Source organism: Shewanella amazonensis SB2B (assembly GCF_000015245.1).
GTDB lineage: Bacteria > Pseudomonadota > Gammaproteobacteria > Enterobacterales > Shewanellaceae > Shewanella > Shewanella amazonensis.
In genome coordinates this window covers 3,393,375-3,415,330 of record NC_008700.1, presented here as the reverse complement: position 1 = coordinate 3,415,330, position 21,956 = coordinate 3,393,375, and the positions used below count along the sequence as shown (strand labels likewise).

The following is a 21,956-nucleotide window of genomic DNA, read 5'->3' as shown; positions in this document are numbered from 1 at the left end:
ATTGCGTACATTGTTGATTTTATGTTAATTGATTTGGCTCTCAAATGGCTATCCTGATGGCATGTCGCCTTTGTTAATGGCCTGCGTCCCGGCTGAATTTCAGGTCAATCACAACAGACGTCTTCTTTACAATCTTTATGATTTCAGCGGTTTGTAAATTTTTTATTTTGCAATTGAGAATTATTCTCAACATGATAATCTCCCGACGATTTTAACAGGGTTACTCATTCGGGGGATGTATGAAAGTGACAACACACAGGGGCTATTCTTTGCTTTGGCTGGCCATGCTGGCCTGTGCCTATCAGAGTCAGGCTGCTGATAACGCCAGGGCAGATGCACAGGCTGAAGAGCAGGCAACCCAAATGCAGGCTGGGGCAACGGGAGCTTCGCCTTCAGCAATCGATACGACCAAAAGCGATATAGAGCGCATTCAGGTGCTAAGCAGCCGCGGTCTGATTTCTTTCGTCAGTGCCTCTGCCAGCAAGAGCAATGTGCCCGTGGTCGAAACACCCGTATCTGTCTCAGTGCTGACAGAAAAGCGCATCACAGATTTGGGCGCCGAGACACTGCAGGATGCCCTGGGCTATGTGGCCGGTGTCTACAATGGCCCTTACGGTATGGACTCCCGTGGCGACTGGTCACAAATTCGTTCGGTGTCGCCGGTGAGCTACCTCGATGGTTTGCAGCTGCTGTTTGGTAACTACAACAATGCCCGCCCCAATCCGTACCTGTTGCAGCAGGTTGAAATTCTTAAGGGGCCTTCGTCTGTCCTCTTTGGTCAGGGCAGCACCGGCGGCATCGTCAACATGGTCACCAAGCAGCCCACCGCGGCGCGCAGCAACGAAATTTGGGCCCAGCTTGGCAACTATCAGCGTAAGCAGTTGGCCGGTGACTTCACCGGGGCTTTCGATGAGGATGCCAATGTACTCTATCGCCTGACGGCGCTGGTGCGGGACGCCAACAGTCAAACCGAGCACGTGGCCGACGATGCCTTCTTTGTGGCGCCTTCTGCCAGCTTTTATATTTCTGACAATACCAAGCTGAGTCTGCTGAGCTATTTTCAGGATAACCATACCGGGTCCAGCACCCAGTTTTTCCCCCACGAAGGCACCATTTTGCCTGCCAAATATGGCCAGATCCCCAGCGAGCGCTTTGTCAGCGAGCCGGGCTGGGACAGATACGATACCAGGCAGCACTCGGTCACCCTGAGGCTGGAACATGAATTTGAATCCGGACTTCAGTTCAACTGGGCGGCCCGGCAAATGGACTCCAGCGCCGAATACCGCACCCTGTATGCCTGGCCGCCCAAGTTTCAGGACAACAAGCGCGAGCTGCTGCGCTCTGTTTACCTGAGCGACGCCAGCGCCAGCGCCTTCACCACAGATCTGCAGCTCCACGGTGAGTTTGACACCGGGGCTTTAACCCACAGGGTTACGGTTGGCGCCGACTATCAGGATGTAGTGACAGATAACGACAGCGCCTATCTTTCCGGCCAAGGTGGCTTGATTGATGTCTACCAGCCTGTGTATGGGCAGGTCAGCCTGCCCGGTGATGAGGTTATCAGGGATAACCCCAGTGCCAGCCAGCGTCAGCTGGGCCTGTATGTGCAGGACTCCATGCGCTGGAATGACTGGGTGCTCAGCCTGGGGCTGAGGCACGACAGTCTGGACGTGAAAAATACCGCCGGCATTAAGACATCACCTTCGGCCACCACTGCCAGGGCCGGGCTTATGTATGCCTTCAGCGGAGGCATTTCGCCCTATATCAGCTATTCCGAGTCGTTCAATCCCATCGCCGGGGTGTCCAAGTCCGGTGAGGTGTATAAGCCAAGGGAAGGCCAGCAGTGGGAGGCGGGCGTAAAGTTTCAGCCCGAGGGGACAGAGCATCTTATCACCCTGGCCGGTTACCGCATTTTGGAGTCCAATCGGGTGACTCAGGATACGCCGGAGGCCATGAATCAGCTGGGTGAAGTGGAAATCCGTGGTGTTGAGCTTGAGGCGCAGCTGGAGTGGGAACACTGGGACCTGTACGGCAGTTATGCCTACAGTGACTCTGAAATCAAGGTCACCGACAAGGTGTACGAGCAGGGGGCTCGTTTAGCCGCCATGCCGGACAATATGCTGTCTGTTTGGGCCACTTATCGCCCCGAACATTGGCTGCCGGGACTGAAACTGGGCCTGGGCTATCGCTATGTGGGCCAGACATCCGATGGCAGTGTGGATGTGCTGTTGCCGGATGGCAGCTATGCCCACAAATCGCTGGAAACCGACAGCTATCAGATGTGGGATATGATGCTGGGCTACGAATGGGAGAGTTGGGATCTGACACTTAATCTCGATAACCTCAGCGACAAGACGGTGATTACCAGCTGCCTGGCGCGGGGGGACTGCTTCTATGGTCAACAACGTCAAATCACGGCGAACGTGAAATACCGATTTTAGGGCGGACCCACAACCCCAAAAAAGCATGGCGTAAGCCGTGCTTTTTTATTTAAAACAAATCATTGTAATCATCTTGCCAGGAGTGGATTTCGTTTTTCACCCATGTCCCGCGCCTATCTGACACAAGATTTACAAAATACCTGTTGATCTTTTTTTAACCAGATCTTAGGTTGATATCAAATTGATATCAATTGGAGTGAGTCATGGTACAAGAAAAACGTGGATTTTCCCTCAGTGGCTATCTGGTGTTTGTGGTGCTGATTGCCCTGCATCTGGTGTTTTTTGCCATGATGGCCACCACCTCTCAATATGGTGGCGTGATAGGTAATGTATTGACCGCCCTATGCTGGCCCGGCTTTTTTATGGTGCAGCCCAATCAGGCCAAGGTGCTGACATTGTTCGGCAGTTACGTGGGCTCGGTGAGAAACACGGGGCTGCGCTGGACCATCCCCCTCTTTGCCAAGCGCACCATCTCGCTGCGTATCCGTAACTTCGAGAGTGCCAAAATCAAGGTGAACGATAACCTCGGTAACCCCATCGAAATCGCCACCATAGTAGTGTGGTCGGTTACCGACAGTGCCGAGGCCGTGTTCGAGGTGGATGATTACGAAAGCTATGTGTCCATTCAAAGTGAAGCGGCGCTTCGCAACATGGCCAGCAGTTATGCATACGATCCCCAGGATGAGAACGAAGTGGCACTCAGAAGCCATCCCCAGGCCATCGCCGATAAGCTCAAGCAGGAAATTCAGGAGCGTCTTGGCCGTGCCGGCGTCACCGTACTGGAAGCCCGTATCAGCCACCTGGCGTATGCCCAGGAAATTGCCAGTGCCATGTTGCAGCGTCAGCAGGCCACCGCCATCATCGCCGCCCGGGCCAAAATTGTCGAAGGTGCAGTGGGCATGGTGGAAATGGCTCTGGAGCGGCTAAAAGCCCAGAACGTGGTGGAGCTGGATGAAGAGCGCAAGGCGGTGATGGTGAGTAACCTGTTGGTGGTGCTGTGTGGTGATAAGAGTACTCAGCCTGTTGTGAACACGGGTTCCCTGTACTGAGGCGCTTATGACCAAAAAGGCTTACCCATTAAGGATCAATGCCGATGTCCTCGCGGCCATGCAGCGCTGGGCCGATGATGAGCTGAGAAGCCTGAATGCGCAGATGGAGTATGTGCTGCGGGAAGCCCTGGTGCAAAGCGGCCGGGTAAAATTGGTACAAAAGGTGGTGGTGGAAGTGCAGGAAAACGATGAGCCTGACTCTGCCGAAAACAGGGAGTAAACACCGCCCTGACGATGGCAGTCTCAAAAGGCCATGGCAGGTTCTAAAAAGGAAGCGCTGGGCTTCCTTTTTATTGATTCGCTTCAGAGGCGCTGACTGTTGTTTTGCAGTTCCACTCGGATGCTCTTGGACAGGTTGTGGACCCACTTGTTGTAGTTTCTGTGAATACTGCCTTCATCAAAGTCCAGATTAGCGCTGTCTTTGTAATGGATGGAATAGCTGTGCTGGTTGAAGGGAATGAGCACATTGGCGCCGTGGCTTCGCACCGATATCTGGGCCTCAATCAGGCCGGGCGCTACCACCCGAGAGATCCAGCCCCGTTTGCGGGTGGCGGTCAGAATACTTTGCTCCACCTTTTCCAGTGGCATGGTGGCACCGGAAGAACTCACGGGTACCAGCAAATCATCAAGGTCCAGTACGGGCTTACTGGTACAACCGCTTACCAGAACCAAGGCCAAAACCGTACTTAACAGCAATCTCATTTTTTACCCCATCTTCGTCGGCGCAGTCTCAGAACCACGCCGCGGCAACTCATCACCCGCGCAGGGTAGCAGAATGAGCTGAACCACAGCTGACCTGCAGTGCGGTTTTGGCTCGGTTTTCCGTGGGTTTCAGGGAATTGATGTGAGATTGTTACCGAGCGCTGATTTTTGAGGCATGTGAATGCACGGAAAAGCAAAAAACGCTTGTTGCGGGAGTGTTATTTTGCCGTTGGTGTTATAGTGAGCTTGGTGCGGCACAGAAAAACTAAACGTCAACGGACAGCGTAGATGGAACTGACTGAGGCATACAAAACCGCCGCCCCGAGATCCTATGATACGTCTCTTATTTATTTGGCTGGCATGCTTGCCAGTGTTCAGCGGCGCTCTGTATGCCGCGTCCTTACCGGTTGAATCCAATGCCCCCAGCAAATACGCTCTCGCGGTTGCTGAAGCGCGTACAGCACTATTGCCCCTAACCCCTTATCTAAGCCTGCTGGAAGACTCCGGGGGGCAGCTCAGCTTCGATGATGTCAGGCAACAGGCAGAGCAGAACAAGTTCATCCCCCTCAAAGGTTCCGCTAATTTCGGTTTCAGTCCGTCAACATGGTGGGTCAGGGTGAGTGTGCATAATCCCGCTGACGAGGCGCGGCAGTTTTATCTGCGCCAGGATTATCCATTGATTGATTTTCTCGACCTGTGGCAACCCTCTGCTGATGGATGGCTCCATACTGCCACGGGTGACAGGCGAGCGTTTCACAGTCGCTTACTGGATTTGCGCACCTTTGTATTTCCGCTCACCCTGGCTCCCGGTGAAACCCAAACCCTGTATCTGCGTTTTGAAACTCAGGGGTCGCTGAATATTGGCCTTGCGCTCTATGCGCCGAGCGAGCTTATCAGTCAGGTGACCTGGGAATATCTGTCCCTCGGCATTTACTACGGCGGCTTTATCGTGCTGCTGGTATATAACCTGATTATCTTCCTCACTGTGCGTGAGCGGGCATTTATTTTTTATGTGCTCTATGTGCTCAGCTATGGCCTCTACATGTCGGTTCACAATGGTCTGAGTTTTCAGTATCTGTGGCCTGAAAACAGTTGGATGGCCAACAAGAGTCTGTTACTGCTGCTCGCCCTGTCGCTGTTTGGCGCACTGAGGTTTACCCGGGAAATCCTCGGTTTGGCGCAGATCCTGCCGGGAGCCGACAGGCTGGCGGCGCGGGTGGAGTGGGGCTGCGTGCTCGGGCTCATACTGGCCCCGATACTGAGCTACCATCTCGTGGTGTTGCTGCTGTCGGTACTGACCACCTTTATCTGCATTCAACTGCTGGTGGTGGGTGTCATGGCGCTGATGAAAGGGTCGCGTCCGGCGCGCTTTTACTTGGTTGCCTTCAGTGCGCTGCTGCTTGGCGCCTTTGTGTATATGCTCAAGAGCTTTGGCGTATTGCCCCATAATGCCTTCACCCAAAATGCGTTCCAGTTGGGCTCTCTCGTGGAGATGGTGCTCCTGAGTCTGGCACTTGGCAGCCGCATGCAGGACATCAAGCGGCGGAATCATATCGATGTACTGACCGGCCTCTATAACAGGCGATTCTTTGATGAACAGTTGCAGCAGGAGTATTTAAAGGCCTGTCGCCGTCATCAGCCACTGTCGCTGCTGGTGCTGGATATTGATTACTTCAAGCAATTCAATGACAGTCGCGGCCATGCCGAGGGTGACAAGGCATTGCAGTTGGTGGCAGATATACTGGCTGGCACAGTGCAAAAGCCCGGCATGGCCTGCCGCTACGGTGGTGAAGAGTTTGCCCTTATCCTGCCTGAAACGAGCGCCGGGGAGGCCATGCAGTTGGCCGAGCGGATCCGTGAAAAGGTAGTCAGAGACACTAAAGAGCGGATTGAACTTACCGTGAGTATCGGATGCAGTGAGTTTGATGCAAAGCAGCATCTGAGTGGCTTTGCCCTGTTTGAAGCGGCGGACGAGGCCCTGTACCGCGCCAAAGCCGATGGACGCAATTGCGTAAGAGCTTGCTGACATCCGCTTGCTAATCAGAAATCAAAACATCAGGTATTAAAAAAGCCGCGTTATCGCGGCTTTTTTCTGCTCAGGCGGCCATGGGCTCAGTCTTCGACTTTCCAGCCAATGATTTCACCTGCACGGATAGGCACCACAGTGGTGCTGCCCAGGGGATAAGACTCGGGCACCTGCCAGGGACTTTTCACCAGAGCAACGGTATCGGCATTGCGGGGCAGGCCGTAGAAGTCCGGGCCATTAAAGCTGGCAAAGGCTTCCAGCTTGTCCAGGGCACCTTCCGCCTCAAAGGCTTCAGCGTACAGTTCCAGTGCCGCGTGGGCTGTGTAAGAACCGGCGCAGCCACAGGCGGCTTCTTTTTTGTCTTTGGCGTGGGGAGCCGAGTCGGTGCCAAGGAAAAACTTCTTGCTGCCGCTGGTGGCCGCTGCCAACAGCGCCTGCTGGTGGGTATTGCGCTTAAGGATGGGCAGGCAGTAGAAGTGCGGGCGAATACCGCCGGCCAGCATATGGTTGCGGTTATACAGCAGGTGATGGGCTGTGATGGTGGCGGCGACATTGTCACCGGCAGACATCACGAAATCCACCGCATCCTTGGTAGTGATGTGCTCGAGCACTATCTTGAGGCCGGGAAAGTCGGCGACCACTTTGGAGAGGATGTTTTCGATAAAGATGCGCTCCCTGTCGAAAATATCGATAGCAGAATCAGTGACCTCACCGTGTACCAGCAGCAGTAAACCTTCTTCTTCCATGGCCTTGAGCACGCCATAGATGTTGTTGACGTCGGTCACGCCCGAATCAGAGTTGGTGGTGGCACCGGCAGGATAAAGCTTGGCGGCAACCACCTTGCCGGAGGCCTTGGCGGCGCGGATTTCATCCGGGCTGGTCTTGTCGGTGAGATACAGCACCATTAAGGGCTCGAAGGCAGTGCTGCTGTGGGCCTTGATGCGCTCGTAGTAGGCAATCGCGGCTTCTGTAGTGGTCACCGGCGGCACCAGATTGGGCATTACTATGGCACGGCCCATGTAACGACCGGCGTCGCGCACAGTGTCGGCAAGGGAGTCGCCGTCGCGCAGGTGGATATGCCAGTCATCGGGACGGGTGAGGGTCAAATGAGTCATTAGGGTGTTCTTCTGCTGTGAGGGTGGGCAGATTTTAAGTATCGCGGTCTCAAAGGGCAAGGCGGGAAGGGAATTATCCCTGCCTCAATGGCATCAATCTTTGGCAGACTATGCCACCTGTGGGCTTTGGGCTATAGTGCTGGGCCAAGCCCAAGGAAGATGAAAATTGGAGAAGCCGTTGAAAATTCTGTCGTATTTTATAGTGTTGCTGGCACTGACTCCTCCGCTTGCCCGGGCGGAAGCGGGGCGCGCCGAGCGCATCATTGCGCTTTCTCCCCATTCGGTGGAAATGCTCTACGCCATTGGGGCCGGTGATGCCATCCTTGCCACCACAGATCATGCCGACTATCCCGAGGCCGCCAAAGCGATCCCCCGCATCGGCGGCTATTACGGTATCCAGATGGAGCAGGTGCTGGCACTTAAACCGGATTTGATTGTGACCTGGGAAGGGGGCAACCGCGCCGAAGACCTGGAGATGCTGAAGAAGTTTGGCTTTACCCTGTTTCACAGCAATCCCAGGACGCTGGAGCAGGTGGGGCAGGAGCTTATTGCCCTGGGCAAATTAACCGGCAGGGAGACGCAGGCGCAGCAAGTGGCCGATGACTATCTGGCCCGGCTCGGCGCTTTGCGCCAGGAGTATGCCGCCAAGCCCAAAGTAAGGCTGTTCTATCAGCTCTGGTCACAACCTTTGATGACGGTCGGCAAAGGCAGCTGGATTGAGCAAATCATTCAAACCTGCCATGGTGAAAATGTGTTTCTGGACACCCAGGGTGACTACCCTCAGGTCAGTATCGAAACCGTTCTTTTGAAAAAGCCCGAGGTGATTTTACGCAGCCAGGATGAGGGCAATATCAACGGCATTGACTGGCAGCAATGGCCAGAGGTACCCGCAGTCGCCAAGGGCCACATCTATGCCCTGGATGCCGATTTGCTGCACCGTGCAGGCCCAAGGGCCATTGATGGTGTACAGGCGCTCTGTCAGGCGTTGGATAAGGCCCGTCAGTAAACAGCCCGAGAGAGGGAATGTGCTTGGTAGCATTGTCGCCGTGATTACAGTCGAGGTGCAGTAATAGTGCTGCGCCTCTAATGAAAGCGTAGGTTGCAACTTTGTTTTTATGTTGTTACTTTTCGGCCTGTTAAGATATTTCATTCATATGACAGGGACGTAACACTATGCGCGGTATGGTTTATTTCGCTTTTGTATTACTGGTATTGGCAGGTTGTCAGGCAACAGATAATTCGGCTGACAAACAAGATTACCTGGATCTCACCAACCAGGAAAATTCAGATAAACCAATATCATATTGGACTGAAAATTATAGCCCCGTTCCAGCGTTTCCCATCAGTGCAGCCAAGAAGTCGCTCTCTGGTTGTGTCACCTTATCGGTAAACATCAATACCCATGGCAAGATTGATGGCTATAAAGTTATCCACTCATATCCCGGTGAGGTGTTTGTGCCTTCAGTGCTGGCAGCCCTTAAAAAATGGCGTTGGGAACCCACAAAAGAAAACCTCGAACGAGTTCCTGCGATACAGATAGTGGGTCTGACTTTGGAAATTAAGGACGCAAAAAACAAAGCAGATTTTCGAAAGCAGTGCGAAGCATTTGTTCAATCTTGAGTGGATTTTTCAATAGTTGATTGATTAGCCTCAAGTTATCAGGCCTTTGCTTCGCAGCAGCGCTACGATCACCCTTCCCACGGCAGGGCTTGATGGCAGCAGAGTGTGGGGCAATGGCAGTGAAACCCGCTCACACAGGGGATTATTGTACTGCCAGGGTGCTGTCACTTCCGATACCGCAACCACGCCGTCGTTTTCTTCGCCGTAAAAGGGCGGCAGTTTACGGCCCTTGGTGCCGGTGGGCATCCCCCCTGTGCCTTTGATAACAGTGCAGGGAATGCCGAGTGAGGTGGGCTCGTCTATGGCGGCCATGCGCGGCGCGCTGCCAAGTAGTTGTCCGGCATCGCCACTGAATAATCGAAACAGCGGATTGGTTTTAAGCTTTATGGCAAGCCTTGCCGGTTGCACCGGTGAGCCGAGCAAAAAGACATGAGCGGGCAACTGGGATGGTGGCGGTGAAGTACTCAGCAGAGTGCGGATGATAACCCCACCCAGAGAATGACCTATGAGAACATAGGGCTCATCGGCAGGCAGCCGGGCTAAGTGTTTACCAAGGCGCCTGACAATCGCATCCACGGGCTCAACGGCGGCCAGATAGCCGAGGGTCTGGCAGCGAATACCTGCCCGTCTTAAGGTGGCGAGCATCGGAAACCCGGATACCGGGGTTCGACCCAATCCATGGACGAAGATGGCATGCATGGCCCGACTCCTGAATATTCCCTTGAAGCCTTTGTTTTTAGCTGGCTAAATCATCGATGACAAATTAAACCTTCTTCATATTTTAAGCGGGAGCTTACATGACAACCTTGCTCGTGTGTTTATTGATTTCCATGTTACTGCCTTACCTGGCCAAGGGGCCTGTTGCCGTGGCCATGGCCAAAATGGGTGGCTACGACAACCACCATCCCCGCAGCCAGCAGGCGAGACTCGAGGGCTTTGGCGCCAGAGCGCTGGCCGGCCATCAAAACGCCTTCGAATCTTTGTTGATTTTCGGCCTAGCGGCTCTGGTGGTGATAGCCACAGATAAGGTCAATGGCACTGCCGAGGTGGCCGCTGTGGTGCATGTGATTGCCCGGGTGGGCTATCATCTCGCGTATTTGTACGACAAGGACAAGCTGCGCTCCAGCCTGTGGTTTGTGAGTATGATTAGCTGCTTCACGCTGTTTGCCCAGGCGTTCTGAATCAGGCATCCCGCCAACAACTCTTACCGTTAAGCTGTGATGGAGCCCGGATAAACATGTTTATCCGGGCTCTGTTTTTTTGACCGGACACGGCCTCCATGGCGCGGACACAGGCCCGCTAAAAGCGGACACTTTGCATTGTCCGCGGACACTCGTTGTAAAATGTGATTTTGTTATTTTATTGAAATAAAAGAAAAATAAATTCTGGCACGCTATTTGTTTTACTCCCAGCATCTTACGTTTCATTACCCAGGACCGGACACACCGGTGAAGGACAAGGCATGATCAGGGATACCAGCGGACAGGACAGAATTGTGGCCCCAAACAAGTACCGTCGTATCGGATGGATTGCAGGCGGGGTGGCGCTGTTTGCCATCGCGGCTGCTTGGGCCATGGGCAACAGCGGCATTTCTGCCGGACACTCAGTTAAACGCAGTGATATGGTGACCGCGACCATCACCCGCGGCACTTTGGTGCGCGACATTGTCTCCAACGGTAAAATCGTGGCCGCCAATGCGCCCATCATGTATGCCAGTGCCGAAGGCATGGTAACCCTGTTGGCAAAACCCGGTGACACTGTGTCCGTGGGCCAGGCACTGGCTACCATCGACAGCCCCTTGCTCACCAACGCGCTGGCGCAGGAACAGGCACGTCTGGCCGGGCTGGAGGGGGAAGTTGAGCGCGCCACCTTAAGCGCCCGCCGTGAGCAGCTCAGTGCCCGTCAGGTACTGGACACCGCCCGGGTTGAACTCGAAGCCGCCGAGCGTGAAAGTCGCCGCGGCGATCTGCTTATCGCCAAAGAACTCATCAGCCGTATCGATTTTGAAAAGGTAAAAGACGACTACAAAAAAGCCCAGCTGCGCTTTGACCACGCCGAACAGGAAGTGGCGCTGATGGCCGACACCCAGGCATTCGAGCTTAAAAACAAGGCATTGGAGCTCAAACGGCAACAGCTGGTGGTGGATGACCTGCGTCGTCAGGTGGCGGCTCTGGAGGTTACTGCGCCGGTGGATGGCATTATCGGCAACTGGCTTACCGAACAAAAAGCCCGCTTAAGCCGCGGTCAGGCGATCCTGACTGTGGTGGACCTGAGTGCCTTTGAAGCCGAGCTGGCCGTGTCTGAATCCTATGCCGACGAGCTGGGGCTCGGCATGGCGGTGGAGTTGGACTTGGGCGGGGTGAAAACCACAGGAACCCTGGCTTCCATCTCACCCGAGGTGAGCCGAGGCGAAGTACTCACACGGGTACGTTTTGATAACGTTGATGGGCTAAAACTCAGACAAAACCAGCGGCTCAGCGCCCGTATCCTTCTGGAAAATTTAGAAAATGTACTGATGGTGCGCCGTGGCAGTTTCGTCAGTGACGGCGGTAACCATGTCTATTGTATCAAAGGCGATATCGCCAGCCGCACCCCCATCAAGCTTGGCGCCCGCAGCGTCAGCCACGTGCAGGTGCTTGAAGGTGGAGAGGCCGGTGATGAGTGGATTATCTCCGGCAGTGACAAGATGAAGCAGGCCGAACATGTCAGCCTCTATTGAGCCATCTGAAATGAAACAAAGACGCCTCGGTTGGATGATTGCACTGCTGATGTTGGCCCTTGCCATGGCCTCACAGTGGCTTGCCACCAACCCTGCGCTGGGACTGATGTTGCTGCGCTGATGCGGCAAACCAATAAAAACAGATTAACAAGTAAGGAAGCGAACCATGTTAACCATGAAGAATATCAATAAATTGTTCCGTACAGACCTGGTGGAGACCCATGCGCTGCGGGACTTTAACCTGGAGGTGGCCGAAGGGGAGTTTGTGGCCGTAACCGGACCTTCAGGCTCGGGAAAAACCACTTTTTTGAATATTGCCGGCTTGCTGGAAAATGCCTCCGGCGGTGAATACTGGCTCGATGGTGAGAACGTGGCCAACCTCAGTGACAGTGCGGCAGCCAGGGTGCGAAATCAGAAAATCGGTTTTATTTTTCAGGGCTTTAACCTTATTCCGGATTTAAACCTGGCCGAAAACGTGGAGCTGCCCCTGCGTTACCGTGGTTTTGGCAGCAGCGAGCGCAAGCGCCGAGTGGAGCAGGCCCTGTCCCAGGTGGGGCTCGCCGCACGACAAAAACACCTGCCATCCCAGTTGTCCGGTGGTCAGCAGCAACGGGTGGCCATCGCCCGCGCGCTGGCAGGCGAGCCCCGTTTTTTGCTGGCGGATGAGCCGACGGGTAACCTCGATTCACTGATGGCCCGTCAGGTGATGGAGCTTTTGGAAGACATTAATCGCCAGGGTACCACCATCATCATGGTGACCCACGATGGTGAGCTGGCCCGCCGCGCTGAGCGCAACATCCAGATAGTCGATGGCCAGGTGTGTGATTTCCTCACCAGCCGCGCCGTGGTTAACGGATAAGGGGGCGCCATGTTCAGTCACTATTTGGATCTCGCCTGGCGCTCGATTCGTAAAACACCCATGATGTCGCTGCTGATGGTGTTTGCCATCTCCATTGGTATTGGCATCACCATCATGACCCTCAACGTCCATCAGGTGATGAGTACCAATCCTGCCGGTGAACGCAGCGATAACTTGCTTGGCGTTCAACTCTGGAGTCAGGGACAGGATACCTGGCGGGACTACAGTGCCATTCTCACTTATCAGGATGTGATGCAACTCAGACATGGCACCTTGCCAGTGCGCCAGGCGGCCATGTTCCGTACCGGTAAGGCTGTCACCACGGACAATCCGGATATTGAGGCCGAAATGCAGTCTATTCGGGTGACCGACAGCGACTTTTTCGCCTTGTTTTCTGTGCCCTTTCTGTATGGCAGCGTGTGGGATAAGGAGGTGGATGAAGTGCCTGAGTATCTGGTGGTGATTGGCAAAGAGCTTAACGACAAGCTATTTGATGGTCGCAACAGTGTGGGTGAAACACTTTACCTGAACACCAAGCCCTATCGCATCGTTGGGGTCACGGATGATTGGTCACCCAAGCCCAGATATTACGATCTCACCACCGGCAGCATGCAGGAAGCAGAGTTGCTGTTTGTGCCTTTCTCGTTGACACCGATAGAAGAGTTTGAGGTATGGGGTAATACCAACGGCTGGAAATTTGAAACCATGCTGACTTACCAGGACAGGATGGCATCAGAAAAAGCCTGGTTGCAGTTCTGGGTAGAGGTGGATGGTGCCGAGCAGAGAAAGGCCTATCAGGAGTATCTGGATGCCCATGTCGACACCCAACAGCAACTGGGGCGTTTTACCGATAACACCAGAGATGCTTGGGCCCGTACCTTGGATGTGGCCGAATTGCTGGATTTCCACCATGTGGTGCCCGAAGACAACAAGATCCTCATTGGTCTTAGCCTGTTGTTTTTGTTGGTGTGTCTGGTCAATATCCTCGGCCTGATGCTGAGCAAATTTCTTAAACGGGCCCCAGAAATCGGGGTACGCCGCGCCATCGGTGCCAGCAAGCGGCAAATCTTCGCCCAGCATCTGGTGGAGGTGGGTTGTATTGGAGCCATCGGCGGCGTCTTTGGCCTCTTGTGGGCCTGGGTAGCTCTGCAATATCTGGCCAAGCGCTTTTTCCTCGAAGAAGCCATGTCCAATCTGGATGCCAGTATCTGGATCATCGCCCCCTCTATCGCCATTGCGTCGGCCATGTTGGCTGGCATGTATCCTGCCTGGGTAATTTGCAAGACCAAGCCCAGTATTTACCTCAAGAGCCAATAAGGAGCGGCTATGACAGCTATCAAACCCATACTCAGTGCCATGCTGCGAAGCCGCAGTGGTCCCTTGTTGTTGCTGGCACAGATAATACTGTCGGTTGCCATAGTGGCCAACGCCGCATTTATCATCCAGCAGCGCGTGGATCTGATGGCCAGACCTTCAGGTATCACAGAATCAGAGTCCTTTGAGTTTTCCGTGTTCAATTTTGGTGAGGAGATGGATCTTTTTGCCAGGGATGAGCGGGATTTGGAGATCCTGCGTAACCTGCCGGGGATAAAGTCCGCAGCCCCGATCAATATGGTGCCTCTGAGCGGTTCCGGGTGGAGCGATCGTTTTGTTGATGGCCCGGATCCTAAAAATGCCAAATCGCTACCTCAGTTTGCGTTTTATCTGAGTGATGAAGAGTTGGTCAATGCCCTGGGGCTCAGGTTGGTGGAGGGACGCACCTTCCACAAGGGGCAGGTACTCAGTGGGTTTGAAGACAAAAGCATCCAGCGTGAAGCTATCCTCAGCCAGCCTCTGGCCAAGGCGTTTTGGGGGGAAGAGTCCCCTATTGGTAAGGTCGTTTATCAGGGGGATGACGAGCCCATTACCGTGGTGGGAGTGGTGGAGCGTCTCCATGGAGCCTGGGTCGATGACAGGAATCTGGAAAACAGTGTCATCATGAACATTGATTTCAACGGTCGTTCTCCCAACGCAGGTTATATGATCAGGTCCGAGGCGGCGGATATCCCGCAGCTCAAGGAAACCATTAAAGCGGCCTTGCTCAAGGACGAGCCGCGCCGGGTTATCCGCGGCTTCAGCACCATAGCCGAAAACCGGGAACAGAATTATGCCAGCCATGCCATGATGGTCTTTGTGCTTAGTTGTATGATAATCCTGCTGCTGGTGATCACGGCACTGGGCCTATCGGGTATGGTGATGTTCAATATCGAGCGCCGTACCCGCCAAATCGGTACCCGCAGGGCGTTGGGTGCAACCCGCGGCAATATTCTGGGATGGTTTCTCACTGAAAACTATTTGCTGCTTGGCGTTGGGGCATTGGTTGGCTCGCTGCTGGCCTTTGAACTCAGCCGTCAGTTGATGGACTTCTTCAGCCTGGATGCCCTTGCATGGCAATATCCCGCCGTGACCGTGGCGCTGCTGTTTGTGGTGACGACCATAGCGGTGATTATTCCCGCCAGACGCGCGGCGGCGATTTCCCCCTCTATTGCCACCCGCAGTGTCTAATGGTGTAACCCATCGAGGGCTCGCAAATGGCGGGCCCTTACGTTATCGTGTAGTGGCTGAATTAACCAAGATGAATCAAATGGATAAGATATTAATCGTCGACGACAATCTGGATGTTTGCCAGGCACTTTCACTGATGCTTGAACTGAACGGTTACAAAAGCCATTGCGTGCAGAGTCCTGAAATGGCGCTCGATGCCATTGAGAAGCACGAGTTTTCGCTGGTGATCCAGGACATGAATTTCACCCGCGATACCACCAGCGGTGAGGAAGGCCGGGAACTGTTTCATGCTCTGCGTGAGTGTCGTCCGGGGATCCCCATCATACTTCTGACTGCCTGGACCGAGCTTGAAATGGCCGTGGAGCTGATGAAAGCCGGTGCCGCCGATTATTTGGGTAAGCCCTGGGACGATGCCAAGTTGCTCACCAGCATTGGCAACCTGATTTCGCTGCACAAACTGTCACGGGAAAACGGCGAACTGAAGCGCCAGAAGGCCGAGCGCACCGCGGTTATTCACGAGGCAAACCTCTGTGGCCTGGTGTTTGGCAGCACGGCCATGGAGCGTTGCGTGGATCTGGCGCTGCAACTGGCCAAATCGGACGTATCCGTGCTGATCACTGGTCCCAACGGCGCAGGTAAAGATCGCCTGGCCGACATTCTCCATGCCAATTCGCCATTAAAAGACAAACCCTTTATCAAGGTGAATGTGGGCGCCTTGCCCATGGAGCTGATGGAGGCCGAACTCTTTGGCGCCGAGGCTGGCGCCTTTACCGGCGCCACCAAGTCCCGTATCGGCCGCTTTGAAGCCGCCAATGGTGGCACCCTGTTTTTGGACGAGATTGGCAATCTGCCTTTGAGCGGCCAGGTGAAATTGCTGCGGGTGCTGCAAACCGGAGAATTTGAACGCCTTGGCAGCCACCAGACCCGTAAATGTAAGGTCAGGGTGCTCAGCGCCACCAATGCCGATTTGCGTCAGGATATTCAGACTGGGCGCTTTCGTGAAGATCTTTTCTACCGCCTGAACGTGGTGGAGCTGGCATTGCCGCCCCTGTGCGAGCGTCGCGATGATGTGCTGCCCCTGGTGCAACACTTTACCCGGGGACGGGCATTGGATGCCTCTGCCAAGGCGGCGCTGCTGGCCCATTCCTGGCCGGGCAATGTGCGTGAGTTGGAGAACGCCTGTAAGCGGGCGGATATCCTGGCCAGAGGCGAGATGCTGAGTGCGGTGGATTTTGGTTTGATGCCGACACAAACGCCGCAACCCGCGGTAAATCAGTCCGGGATTTCTTCGAATGAGGCGCATCATAACGAGCCCTTTAACACTCTTCTTCCCGAGTCAGAACCGGTTAACACAGCGCCAAACCGAAGCGAGATAGAGGCCGCCATTACCGCCCACAATGGGGTGATTGCCAGGGTGGCCAAATCCTTTGGACTCAGCCGTCAGGCGCTGTATCGCCGCATGGAGAAGTTCGGCATTGAGGTGAAGTCCTCCAAGGCCGAAGGATAAGCCCATGGGGACAGGTTTTATTCCAAGCCTCAGAAACAGGCTCCTGCTGGTGGTACTGGTGAGCTGGCTTATCGGCGGCACCCTGGCCTATTGGCTCGGTGGTGAGTGGCAATCTGCGTTGCCTTTGCTGGCACTGGTCATGGGCGCTTTGATGTCCTTGCTGCTCACCACCTGGCTTACCCGTCCGGTTGATGATGCCATCAAAGCCATGGAGCTTGGGTTGCTCAATCTCATCGACAATGATTTCAGTGTGTCCTTACCCCAGAGTAAAGACCCGGAATTCAGGCGCTTAGCCGAACTTTTTAACCGCGCGTCCGGTGAGCTGCGCCGTGAGCGTCAGCATATTTACCAGCGGGAACTGCTGCTGGATAAGGTGATCCAGAACTCCCCCAACCTGATGCTGCTGCTCGATGGCAGCGGCCATATCATTTATGCCAACGACTCGGCGCGTCATGCTCTTGTGGATGGCAAACCGCTGACCGGTATGACAATTTCTGCACTGGCCGGGCAGTTGGATGAGGCCATGGCCCGCATGCTGCTTGAGGGCAGCGATGGCTTGTTTGCACTGGAGCGGGACGGCGAAACCGACACCTGGCACCTCAGTCGTGGCCGCTTTCACCTGAATGGTCTTGAACATCAACTGATATTGCTCAAGCAGATGACCCGTGAGCTGAACCGTCAGGAAGTGGCGGTGTGGAAAAAAGTGATCCGGGTGATAAGCCATGAACTGAACAACTCGCTCGCGCCCATGCGCTCCATGGTTAATTCGGGCCGGGTGCTGGCAGGGCGTCTGGAAGAGCCAAGGCTTAACCTGATTTTCGATACCATAGACAAACGCACCGAGCATCTGGGACAGTTTATCGAAGGCTACGCCCGCTTTGCCCGGCTGCCTCGGCCTATCAAGGCCGCAGTCGATATTGGCGCTTTATGTCGCGAGCTCCAGCTGCAGTTGGCGTTCAACATCGAGGGGGGGCTGCCTGCTGAGCCGGTTTGGGCGGATGAAATACAGCTGCAGCAGGTACTTATCAATCTTCTTAAAAATGCCCATGAGAGCGGCTCCGCTCCCGGTGACGTGAGTCTGTCTGTCCGTCGTCAGCAATCGGGTGAATCCGGGGTGCTGATTGAGGTCAACGACAGGGGCCCCGGGATGTCGCCTGAGGTCTTGTCACAGGCATTATTGCCTTTCTACTCGACCAAACAACAGGGGACTGGACTTGGACTGGCACTGTGCCGGGAAATCATCGAAGCACACGATGGTCGCATCAGCCTGCAAAACCGCAGTGGTGGCGGTCTTCAGGTACAGTTATTCCTGCCATAACCCCTTCTAGTAGAAAAGTATTATCCTGAAAATCACCGCCTATACCTTCGAGCTAATTTACTGTAAATATTAATCTTTTTTGATGACCTTCCCGTGGCTGTCCTGATACATTGCTGGCTGTTTGTGTGAAGTGTATCAAGGAATATTTGGCCAGGGGAGAGGCATCTTGAAGCAGGCATTATGGGCAGCCTTGTTGCTTTCGTTGTCTATGGTTTGCGCCTGTGAGGCGCGGGCGATGGACGATGACGTGGAGATCAGCGGTCTGGTTATCGACCGAACCCTGACCCGCTTTGGCAAGGAGTTCAGCTTTTACTATTCCTCCTATTGGCGTGAATTGCCCTTTACCCAGGGCTTTAACGTGACCCTGACCGAAACCGTTTTTCCCCAGGCCGGTACCCTGCTGATTATGGAGATCAACGGCCAAAAGATTTACAGCACACACTTTGGCCGCAGGGCCAGCTCAATCAAGGACAAAGCCGAGCAAGCGGTACTCATTACAGTGGATTATCTGGCCCAGGTGAGGGCCAATGCCCTGCTGGGTGAGGGCGCCGATCTCGCCATCAGCACACAGGATTGAAAATGAAAAGGACGTTATTTGCGGCGGCGCTGGCCCTGATGGGCACGGCCCAGGCAACAGAGCTGGTTTACACCCCCATCAACCCCAGTTTCGGTGGTTCGCCACTCAATGGCTCGTTTTTGCTGAACAAGGCACAGAGCCAGAACGACAACCAGTCTCCTTCCAGTGAAAAGGACTTTGTGACCCGTTTCAAGGAGTCGCTGGAGCGCAATATTATCAACTCCATCACCCGCAAGGTGGCCGATGGTGACATTACTGACGGAGTGTATGACACGGGTGACTACCGTATCGAGGTAGCCTCCAATGGCAGCGGTGTGGTGCTGACCATTACCAACCAGCTGACAGGTGAAGTCACAGTAATTGAGATGCCAGTGTATGGAGGTAATCCATGAGAGCGTTGATTGCGGTGGCGCTGCTTTCTCTGGGTGGCTGCAGCCTTATCCCGAAACCTGACCTCAATATTACCGAGGCGCAGGTCAATCCCCTGAGTCAGACCATGGAAACCCTGAAGGCAAAACCGGGCCCCAAATACCCCATCCCTGTGGCGGTGTATTCGTTCCGTGATCAGACTGGGCAATATAAGCCCCAGGCGAATGTGAGTTCCTTCTCCACCGCCGTGACCCAGGGCGCGACCTCTATGTTGGTGCAAACCCTGCTGGACTCGGGCTGGTTTACCCCGGTGGAGCGTGAGGGGCTGCAAAACCTGTTGACCGAGCGCAAGTTCATCAATAAGCAAAAGAAATCTGCCGAGCTGCCGGTGATGGCTAATGCCAGATTGTTGCTTGAAGGTGGCATTATCAGTTACGAGACCAACACCAATACCGGCGGTATTGGTGTTGAATACTACGGCATTGGCGCCTCTGAGCTGTACCGTGAAGATCAGGTGACCATTTATCTGCGGGCCGTGGATGTGCACACGGGGAAGGTGCTGATGTCGGTGAATACCACCAAGCGGGTGATGTCGCAGGAGATGCGCGCCGGGTTGTTCCGCTTTACCAGTTTGAACCGTCTCGCCGAGGCTGAAGTCGGTTTTACCACCAATGAGCCGGTGCAGTTTTGTGTGCAGCAAGCCATTGAAGTGGCCGTTGCCGAGATGATTGAGAAGGGCGTGGCACAGGGTTACTGGTCCGCGTCTCAGTCAGCCCCGGGCAGCCAGCAGTTGGCTGAAGACTGACATAGCCAGTCTCTTGCAATGCCAAAGAAAAAGCCGCTGACTTAGCGGCTTTTTCATTTAACGCATACATCAGTACCTTCGAGAGTTGGCACTGTCGACGCTATCAAGTGGCTGCGAACTACAGCGCCATAGCGTGCCAGAAGAGGCGAAAACTCGCTTCTTTGTGTTCCGCGTCATTACCCAGTTCGGGATGATCCAAAAAAAAGCGGGTCGCGGCCAGATACTGGCCATGGCAATTTTCCAGCATCAGTGGCAGCGGTAACCGCGAAAGCACTCCTGACTGCTGCCCCTCGGCTATCATCACGCCGATAAAGCCGAGGATACCCTGCATGGCTTGCTCACGAAGCGATAAAGGGATTTCCACCGACATGGAAAATTGCTGAAAAAACTGCTGTTTATCAGGGTTTTCAAGCGCCCAGTCGATGGCGCCAAACCAAAGTTGCCTGGCCCTGTCTTCGAGAGAGCCTTCCAAAATTGCCATGGCCGCAAGGCTGTCGGCAAACTCCTGCTTTACCGTTAAAAACAGGGTCTCCAGCAGGGCTTCTTTGCTGGGAAAGTGATGAAACAGGGTACCTGTGGCTACCCCTGCCGCCTTGGCAATACTGGCGGTGGAGGTGCCGTGAAATCCCTGACCATTGAAAAGATGCAGCGCCGCCGACAAAATCTGGCCACGCTTGTCTGTGCCCTTTTGTAAAATCGCCATCCGCTTTGGCCCTTAACGCAAAAACACTTTCATCAACAGTGTTTGAATGGCATTGCCATAGGGCGGATGCACCAGCTTGCCGGTATTGAGGCGGCCACGTTTGAGTACCGTTTTGGCGTGGCTGAAGGTGCGGAAACCTTCTTCACCGTGATAGTGGCCCATTCCCGAGGGGCCTATCCCGCCAAACGGCGCATCGTCGGCCGCCACATGAAACACGGTTTCGTTGATGCAAACGCCCCCCGAGTGGGTGCTGCTGAGCACCTTGTCCTGGGTGGCCGTATCGAAACTCATCAGATACAGCGCCAGCGGCCTTGGGCGGGCATTGATGTAACTCAGGGCCTCGTCGAGGCTGTCGTAGGGCACCACCGGCAGCAGTGGACCAAAGATTTCGTCCTGCATCACCAGCATCTCATCCGTCACCTGGGTCAGCAATTGGGTGGGCAGTTTACGCAGCGTGCCAAGGGGCGGCTCACCACTGGCGCTGTGCACGTTGGCGCCTTGCGCTTTGGCGTCGTCCAGCACCTGCATTAATCGTTGCCACTGGCGTTCGTTGATGATGGCGCCATAGTCCTTATTGGTTTCCACCTTGCCATAGAGGGCGGCGAACTTGTCCTGATAGGCCTTGATAAAGGCATCCTCTTTGCCCCGTGGCACCAACACATAGTCAGGGGCGACACAGATTTGTCCTGCGTTCAGGCATTTGCCATAAATCATCCGCTCAACCGCGGTATCCATATCCATGTCAGGCGCCACTATCACGGGGGACTTGCCGCCCAACTCCAGGGTCACAGGGGTGAGATTGGCGCTGGCGGCCCGCATCACGTGTTTGCCAACGGCAGTGGAACCGGTAAACAAGAGGTGATCGAAGGGCAGACTAGAGAAGGCGGCGGCCACATCGGCTTCCCCTTCAATAACGGCCACCTTCTTTTCGGCAAAGGTTTTTGCCAATAAGGATTTGATCACCTTATTGGTCTCGGGGGTAAATTCTGACATTTTCAACATGGCGCTGTTACCGGCTGCAATGGCGGTTACCAGCGGCCCCAGGCTTAACATCACCGGGAAGTTCCAGGGCACTATGATGCCCACAACACCCTTGGGCTGATAGGTCACGTTGACACTGGCCGGAGCCAGAAGAATACCCGCATGGCGGCGGCTGGGCTTGGCCCATCGCTTGAGGTTGGACAGGGTGTAATTGATGTGGTTAACCACGGGCATGATATCGGAAATGCGGCTGTCATCAGCACTGCGATGGCCATAGTCGCGACTCAGGGCGTTTATCAGCGCATCTTGCTGTTCCAGCAACGTCAGTTTCAACAGGCTCAGTGCATTTTTCCGTTCACTCAGGCTGGGATAGCTGTGCTTGGCAAACTCTTGTCGTTGGCGTTCGAAGGTTTGCTGCATGGCGGCTACTTCGCCGGATGGGGTTGGCTGCATCTGGGTAGCTGCATTCATGGTGATATCCTTGTTGAAAATAAAACCGACTGATTAGTCGGTCCATGGTAGTCCGGTAGGCCGATTTTGACAATGCCTTCGGGAAAACTTGATCTGGATCACGAGTATCTCTCCCCCCGGGTGCCTACAATTACTGTAGGCGAAGTAGCA

At 54.6% G+C, this 21,956-nt stretch carries 22 protein-coding genes; 17 read left to right on the top strand and 5 right to left on the bottom strand.

The annotated features are described in order from the left end of the window. Positions 1–239: 239 nt before the first annotated feature. From SAMA_RS15010 to SAMA_RS15000, 3 genes are all read left to right on the top strand, one after another. Positions 240–2,441 carry a TonB-dependent siderophore receptor gene (locus SAMA_RS15010; protein WP_011760983.1) on the top strand — a complete coding sequence of 734 codons (2,202 nt, stop codon included), beginning with the start codon at positions 240–242 and terminating at the stop codon, positions 2,439–2,441. Between the two features lie 203 nt (positions 2,442–2,644). Next, entirely contained in the window at positions 2,645–3,490 is an 846-nt protein-coding gene (locus SAMA_RS15005; protein ID WP_011760982.1) for an SPFH domain-containing protein, read from the top strand. Between the two features lie 7 nt (positions 3,491–3,497). Further along, positions 3,498–3,710, top strand: coding sequence for a hypothetical protein (locus tag SAMA_RS15000; RefSeq protein WP_011760981.1), 213 nt, complete (start codon positions 3,498–3,500; stop codon positions 3,708–3,710). Positions 3,711–3,793: 83 nt separating this feature from the next. Here SAMA_RS15000 and SAMA_RS14995 read toward each other — a convergent pair whose 3' ends face one another. Beyond that, entirely contained in the window at positions 3,794–4,192 is a 399-nt protein-coding gene (locus SAMA_RS14995) for a hypothetical protein (protein WP_011760980.1), read from the bottom strand. Between the two features lie 331 nt (positions 4,193–4,523). Here SAMA_RS14995 and SAMA_RS14990 point away from each other — a divergent pair, with 331 nt between their 5' ends. Beyond that, complete coding sequence (locus SAMA_RS14990; protein ID WP_011760979.1) at positions 4,524–6,218, top strand: diguanylate cyclase; 1,695 nt, start codon at positions 4,524–4,526, stop codon at positions 6,216–6,218. 86 nt (positions 6,219–6,304) lie between these two features. On the opposite strand, the gene pyrC is transcribed toward SAMA_RS14990, so the two are convergent. Further along, positions 6,305–7,333, bottom strand: coding sequence for a dihydroorotase (gene pyrC, locus SAMA_RS14985; RefSeq protein WP_011760978.1), 1,029 nt, complete (start codon positions 7,331–7,333; stop codon positions 6,305–6,307). Between the two features lie 184 nt (positions 7,334–7,517). Here pyrC and SAMA_RS14980 point away from each other — a divergent pair, with 184 nt between their 5' ends. Both SAMA_RS14980 and SAMA_RS19210 read left to right on the top strand, forming a co-directional pair. Next, entirely contained in the window at positions 7,518–8,339 is an 822-nt protein-coding gene (locus SAMA_RS14980; RefSeq protein WP_408640225.1) for a cobalamin-binding protein, read from the top strand. Between the two features lie 167 nt (positions 8,340–8,506). Next, on the top strand, positions 8,507–8,953 hold the full coding sequence (locus SAMA_RS19210) for an energy transducer TonB (RefSeq protein WP_011760976.1): 447 nt from the start codon (positions 8,507–8,509) through the stop codon (positions 8,951–8,953). Positions 8,954–8,983: 30 nt separating this feature from the next. On the opposite strand, the gene SAMA_RS14970 is transcribed toward SAMA_RS19210, so the two are convergent. Further along, entirely contained in the window at positions 8,984–9,652 is a 669-nt protein-coding gene (locus tag SAMA_RS14970; protein WP_011760975.1) for an esterase/lipase family protein, read from the bottom strand. Between the two features lie 98 nt (positions 9,653–9,750). On the opposite strand from SAMA_RS14970, the gene SAMA_RS14965 reads away from it, so the two are divergent. The 11 genes from SAMA_RS14965 (at position 9,751) to SAMA_RS14920 (ending at position 19,651) form a co-directional block, all read left to right on the top strand. Further along, positions 9,751–10,134, top strand: coding sequence for an MAPEG family protein (locus tag SAMA_RS14965; protein WP_011760974.1), 384 nt, complete (start codon positions 9,751–9,753; stop codon positions 10,132–10,134). Positions 10,135–10,415: 281 nt separating this feature from the next. Continuing rightward, complete coding sequence (locus SAMA_RS14960) at positions 10,416–11,672, top strand: efflux RND transporter periplasmic adaptor subunit (RefSeq protein WP_011760973.1); 1,257 nt, start codon at positions 10,416–10,418, stop codon at positions 11,670–11,672. Further along, positions 11,656–11,793 carry a hypothetical protein gene (locus tag SAMA_RS19620; protein WP_157608342.1) on the top strand — a complete coding sequence of 46 codons (138 nt, stop codon included), beginning with the start codon at positions 11,656–11,658 and terminating at the stop codon, positions 11,791–11,793. The genes SAMA_RS14960 and SAMA_RS19620 overlap by 17 nt, the downstream gene beginning before the upstream one ends. Positions 11,794–11,838: 45 nt before the next feature. Next, complete coding sequence (locus SAMA_RS14955; RefSeq protein WP_011760972.1) at positions 11,839–12,531, top strand: ABC transporter ATP-binding protein; 693 nt, start codon at positions 11,839–11,841, stop codon at positions 12,529–12,531. A gap of 9 nt (positions 12,532–12,540) precedes the next feature. Next, entirely contained in the window at positions 12,541–13,848 is a 1,308-nt protein-coding gene (locus SAMA_RS14950; RefSeq protein ID WP_011760971.1) for an ABC transporter permease, read from the top strand. A 9-nt stretch (positions 13,849–13,857) separates the two neighbouring features. Next, positions 13,858–15,075 carry an ABC transporter permease gene (locus tag SAMA_RS14945; RefSeq protein ID WP_011760970.1) on the top strand — a complete coding sequence of 406 codons (1,218 nt, stop codon included), beginning with the start codon at positions 13,858–13,860 and terminating at the stop codon, positions 15,073–15,075. 79 nt (positions 15,076–15,154) lie between these two features. Further along, positions 15,155–16,582, top strand: a complete 1,428-nt coding sequence (locus SAMA_RS14940) for a sigma-54-dependent transcriptional regulator (RefSeq protein WP_041409895.1) — start codon at positions 15,155–15,157, stop codon at positions 16,580–16,582. Between the two features lie 4 nt (positions 16,583–16,586). After that, positions 16,587–17,900 carry a sensor histidine kinase gene (locus tag SAMA_RS14935; RefSeq protein WP_011760968.1) on the top strand — a complete coding sequence of 438 codons (1,314 nt, stop codon included), beginning with the start codon at positions 16,587–16,589 and terminating at the stop codon, positions 17,898–17,900. 208 nt (positions 17,901–18,108) lie between these two features. Beyond that, positions 18,109–18,477, top strand: coding sequence for a curli production assembly/transport protein CsgE (locus tag SAMA_RS14930; RefSeq protein WP_049757930.1), 369 nt, complete (start codon positions 18,109–18,111; stop codon positions 18,475–18,477). 2 nt (positions 18,478–18,479) lie between these two features. Continuing rightward, positions 18,480–18,869: a curli assembly protein CsgF gene (locus tag SAMA_RS14925; RefSeq protein WP_011760966.1), complete on the top strand. Its 390-nt coding sequence runs from the start codon at positions 18,480–18,482 to the stop codon at positions 18,867–18,869. Continuing rightward, on the top strand, positions 18,866–19,651 hold the full coding sequence (locus tag SAMA_RS14920; protein WP_011760965.1) for a CsgG/HfaB family protein: 786 nt from the start codon (positions 18,866–18,868) through the stop codon (positions 19,649–19,651). The genes SAMA_RS14925 and SAMA_RS14920 overlap by 4 nt, the downstream gene beginning before the upstream one ends. Before the next feature lie 118 nt (positions 19,652–19,769). Here the strand turns inward: SAMA_RS14920 and SAMA_RS14915 are convergent, their stop codons facing one another. Together SAMA_RS14915 and SAMA_RS14910 are read right to left on the bottom strand one after the other, a co-directional pair. After that, positions 19,770–20,354: a TetR/AcrR family transcriptional regulator gene (locus SAMA_RS14915; protein ID WP_011760964.1), complete on the bottom strand. Its 585-nt coding sequence runs from the start codon at positions 20,352–20,354 to the stop codon at positions 19,770–19,772. A gap of 12 nt (positions 20,355–20,366) precedes the next feature. Continuing rightward, positions 20,367–21,806, bottom strand: a complete 1,440-nt coding sequence (locus SAMA_RS14910) for a coniferyl aldehyde dehydrogenase (RefSeq protein WP_011760963.1) — start codon at positions 21,804–21,806, stop codon at positions 20,367–20,369. Between the last annotated feature and the right edge of the window lie 150 nt (positions 21,807–21,956).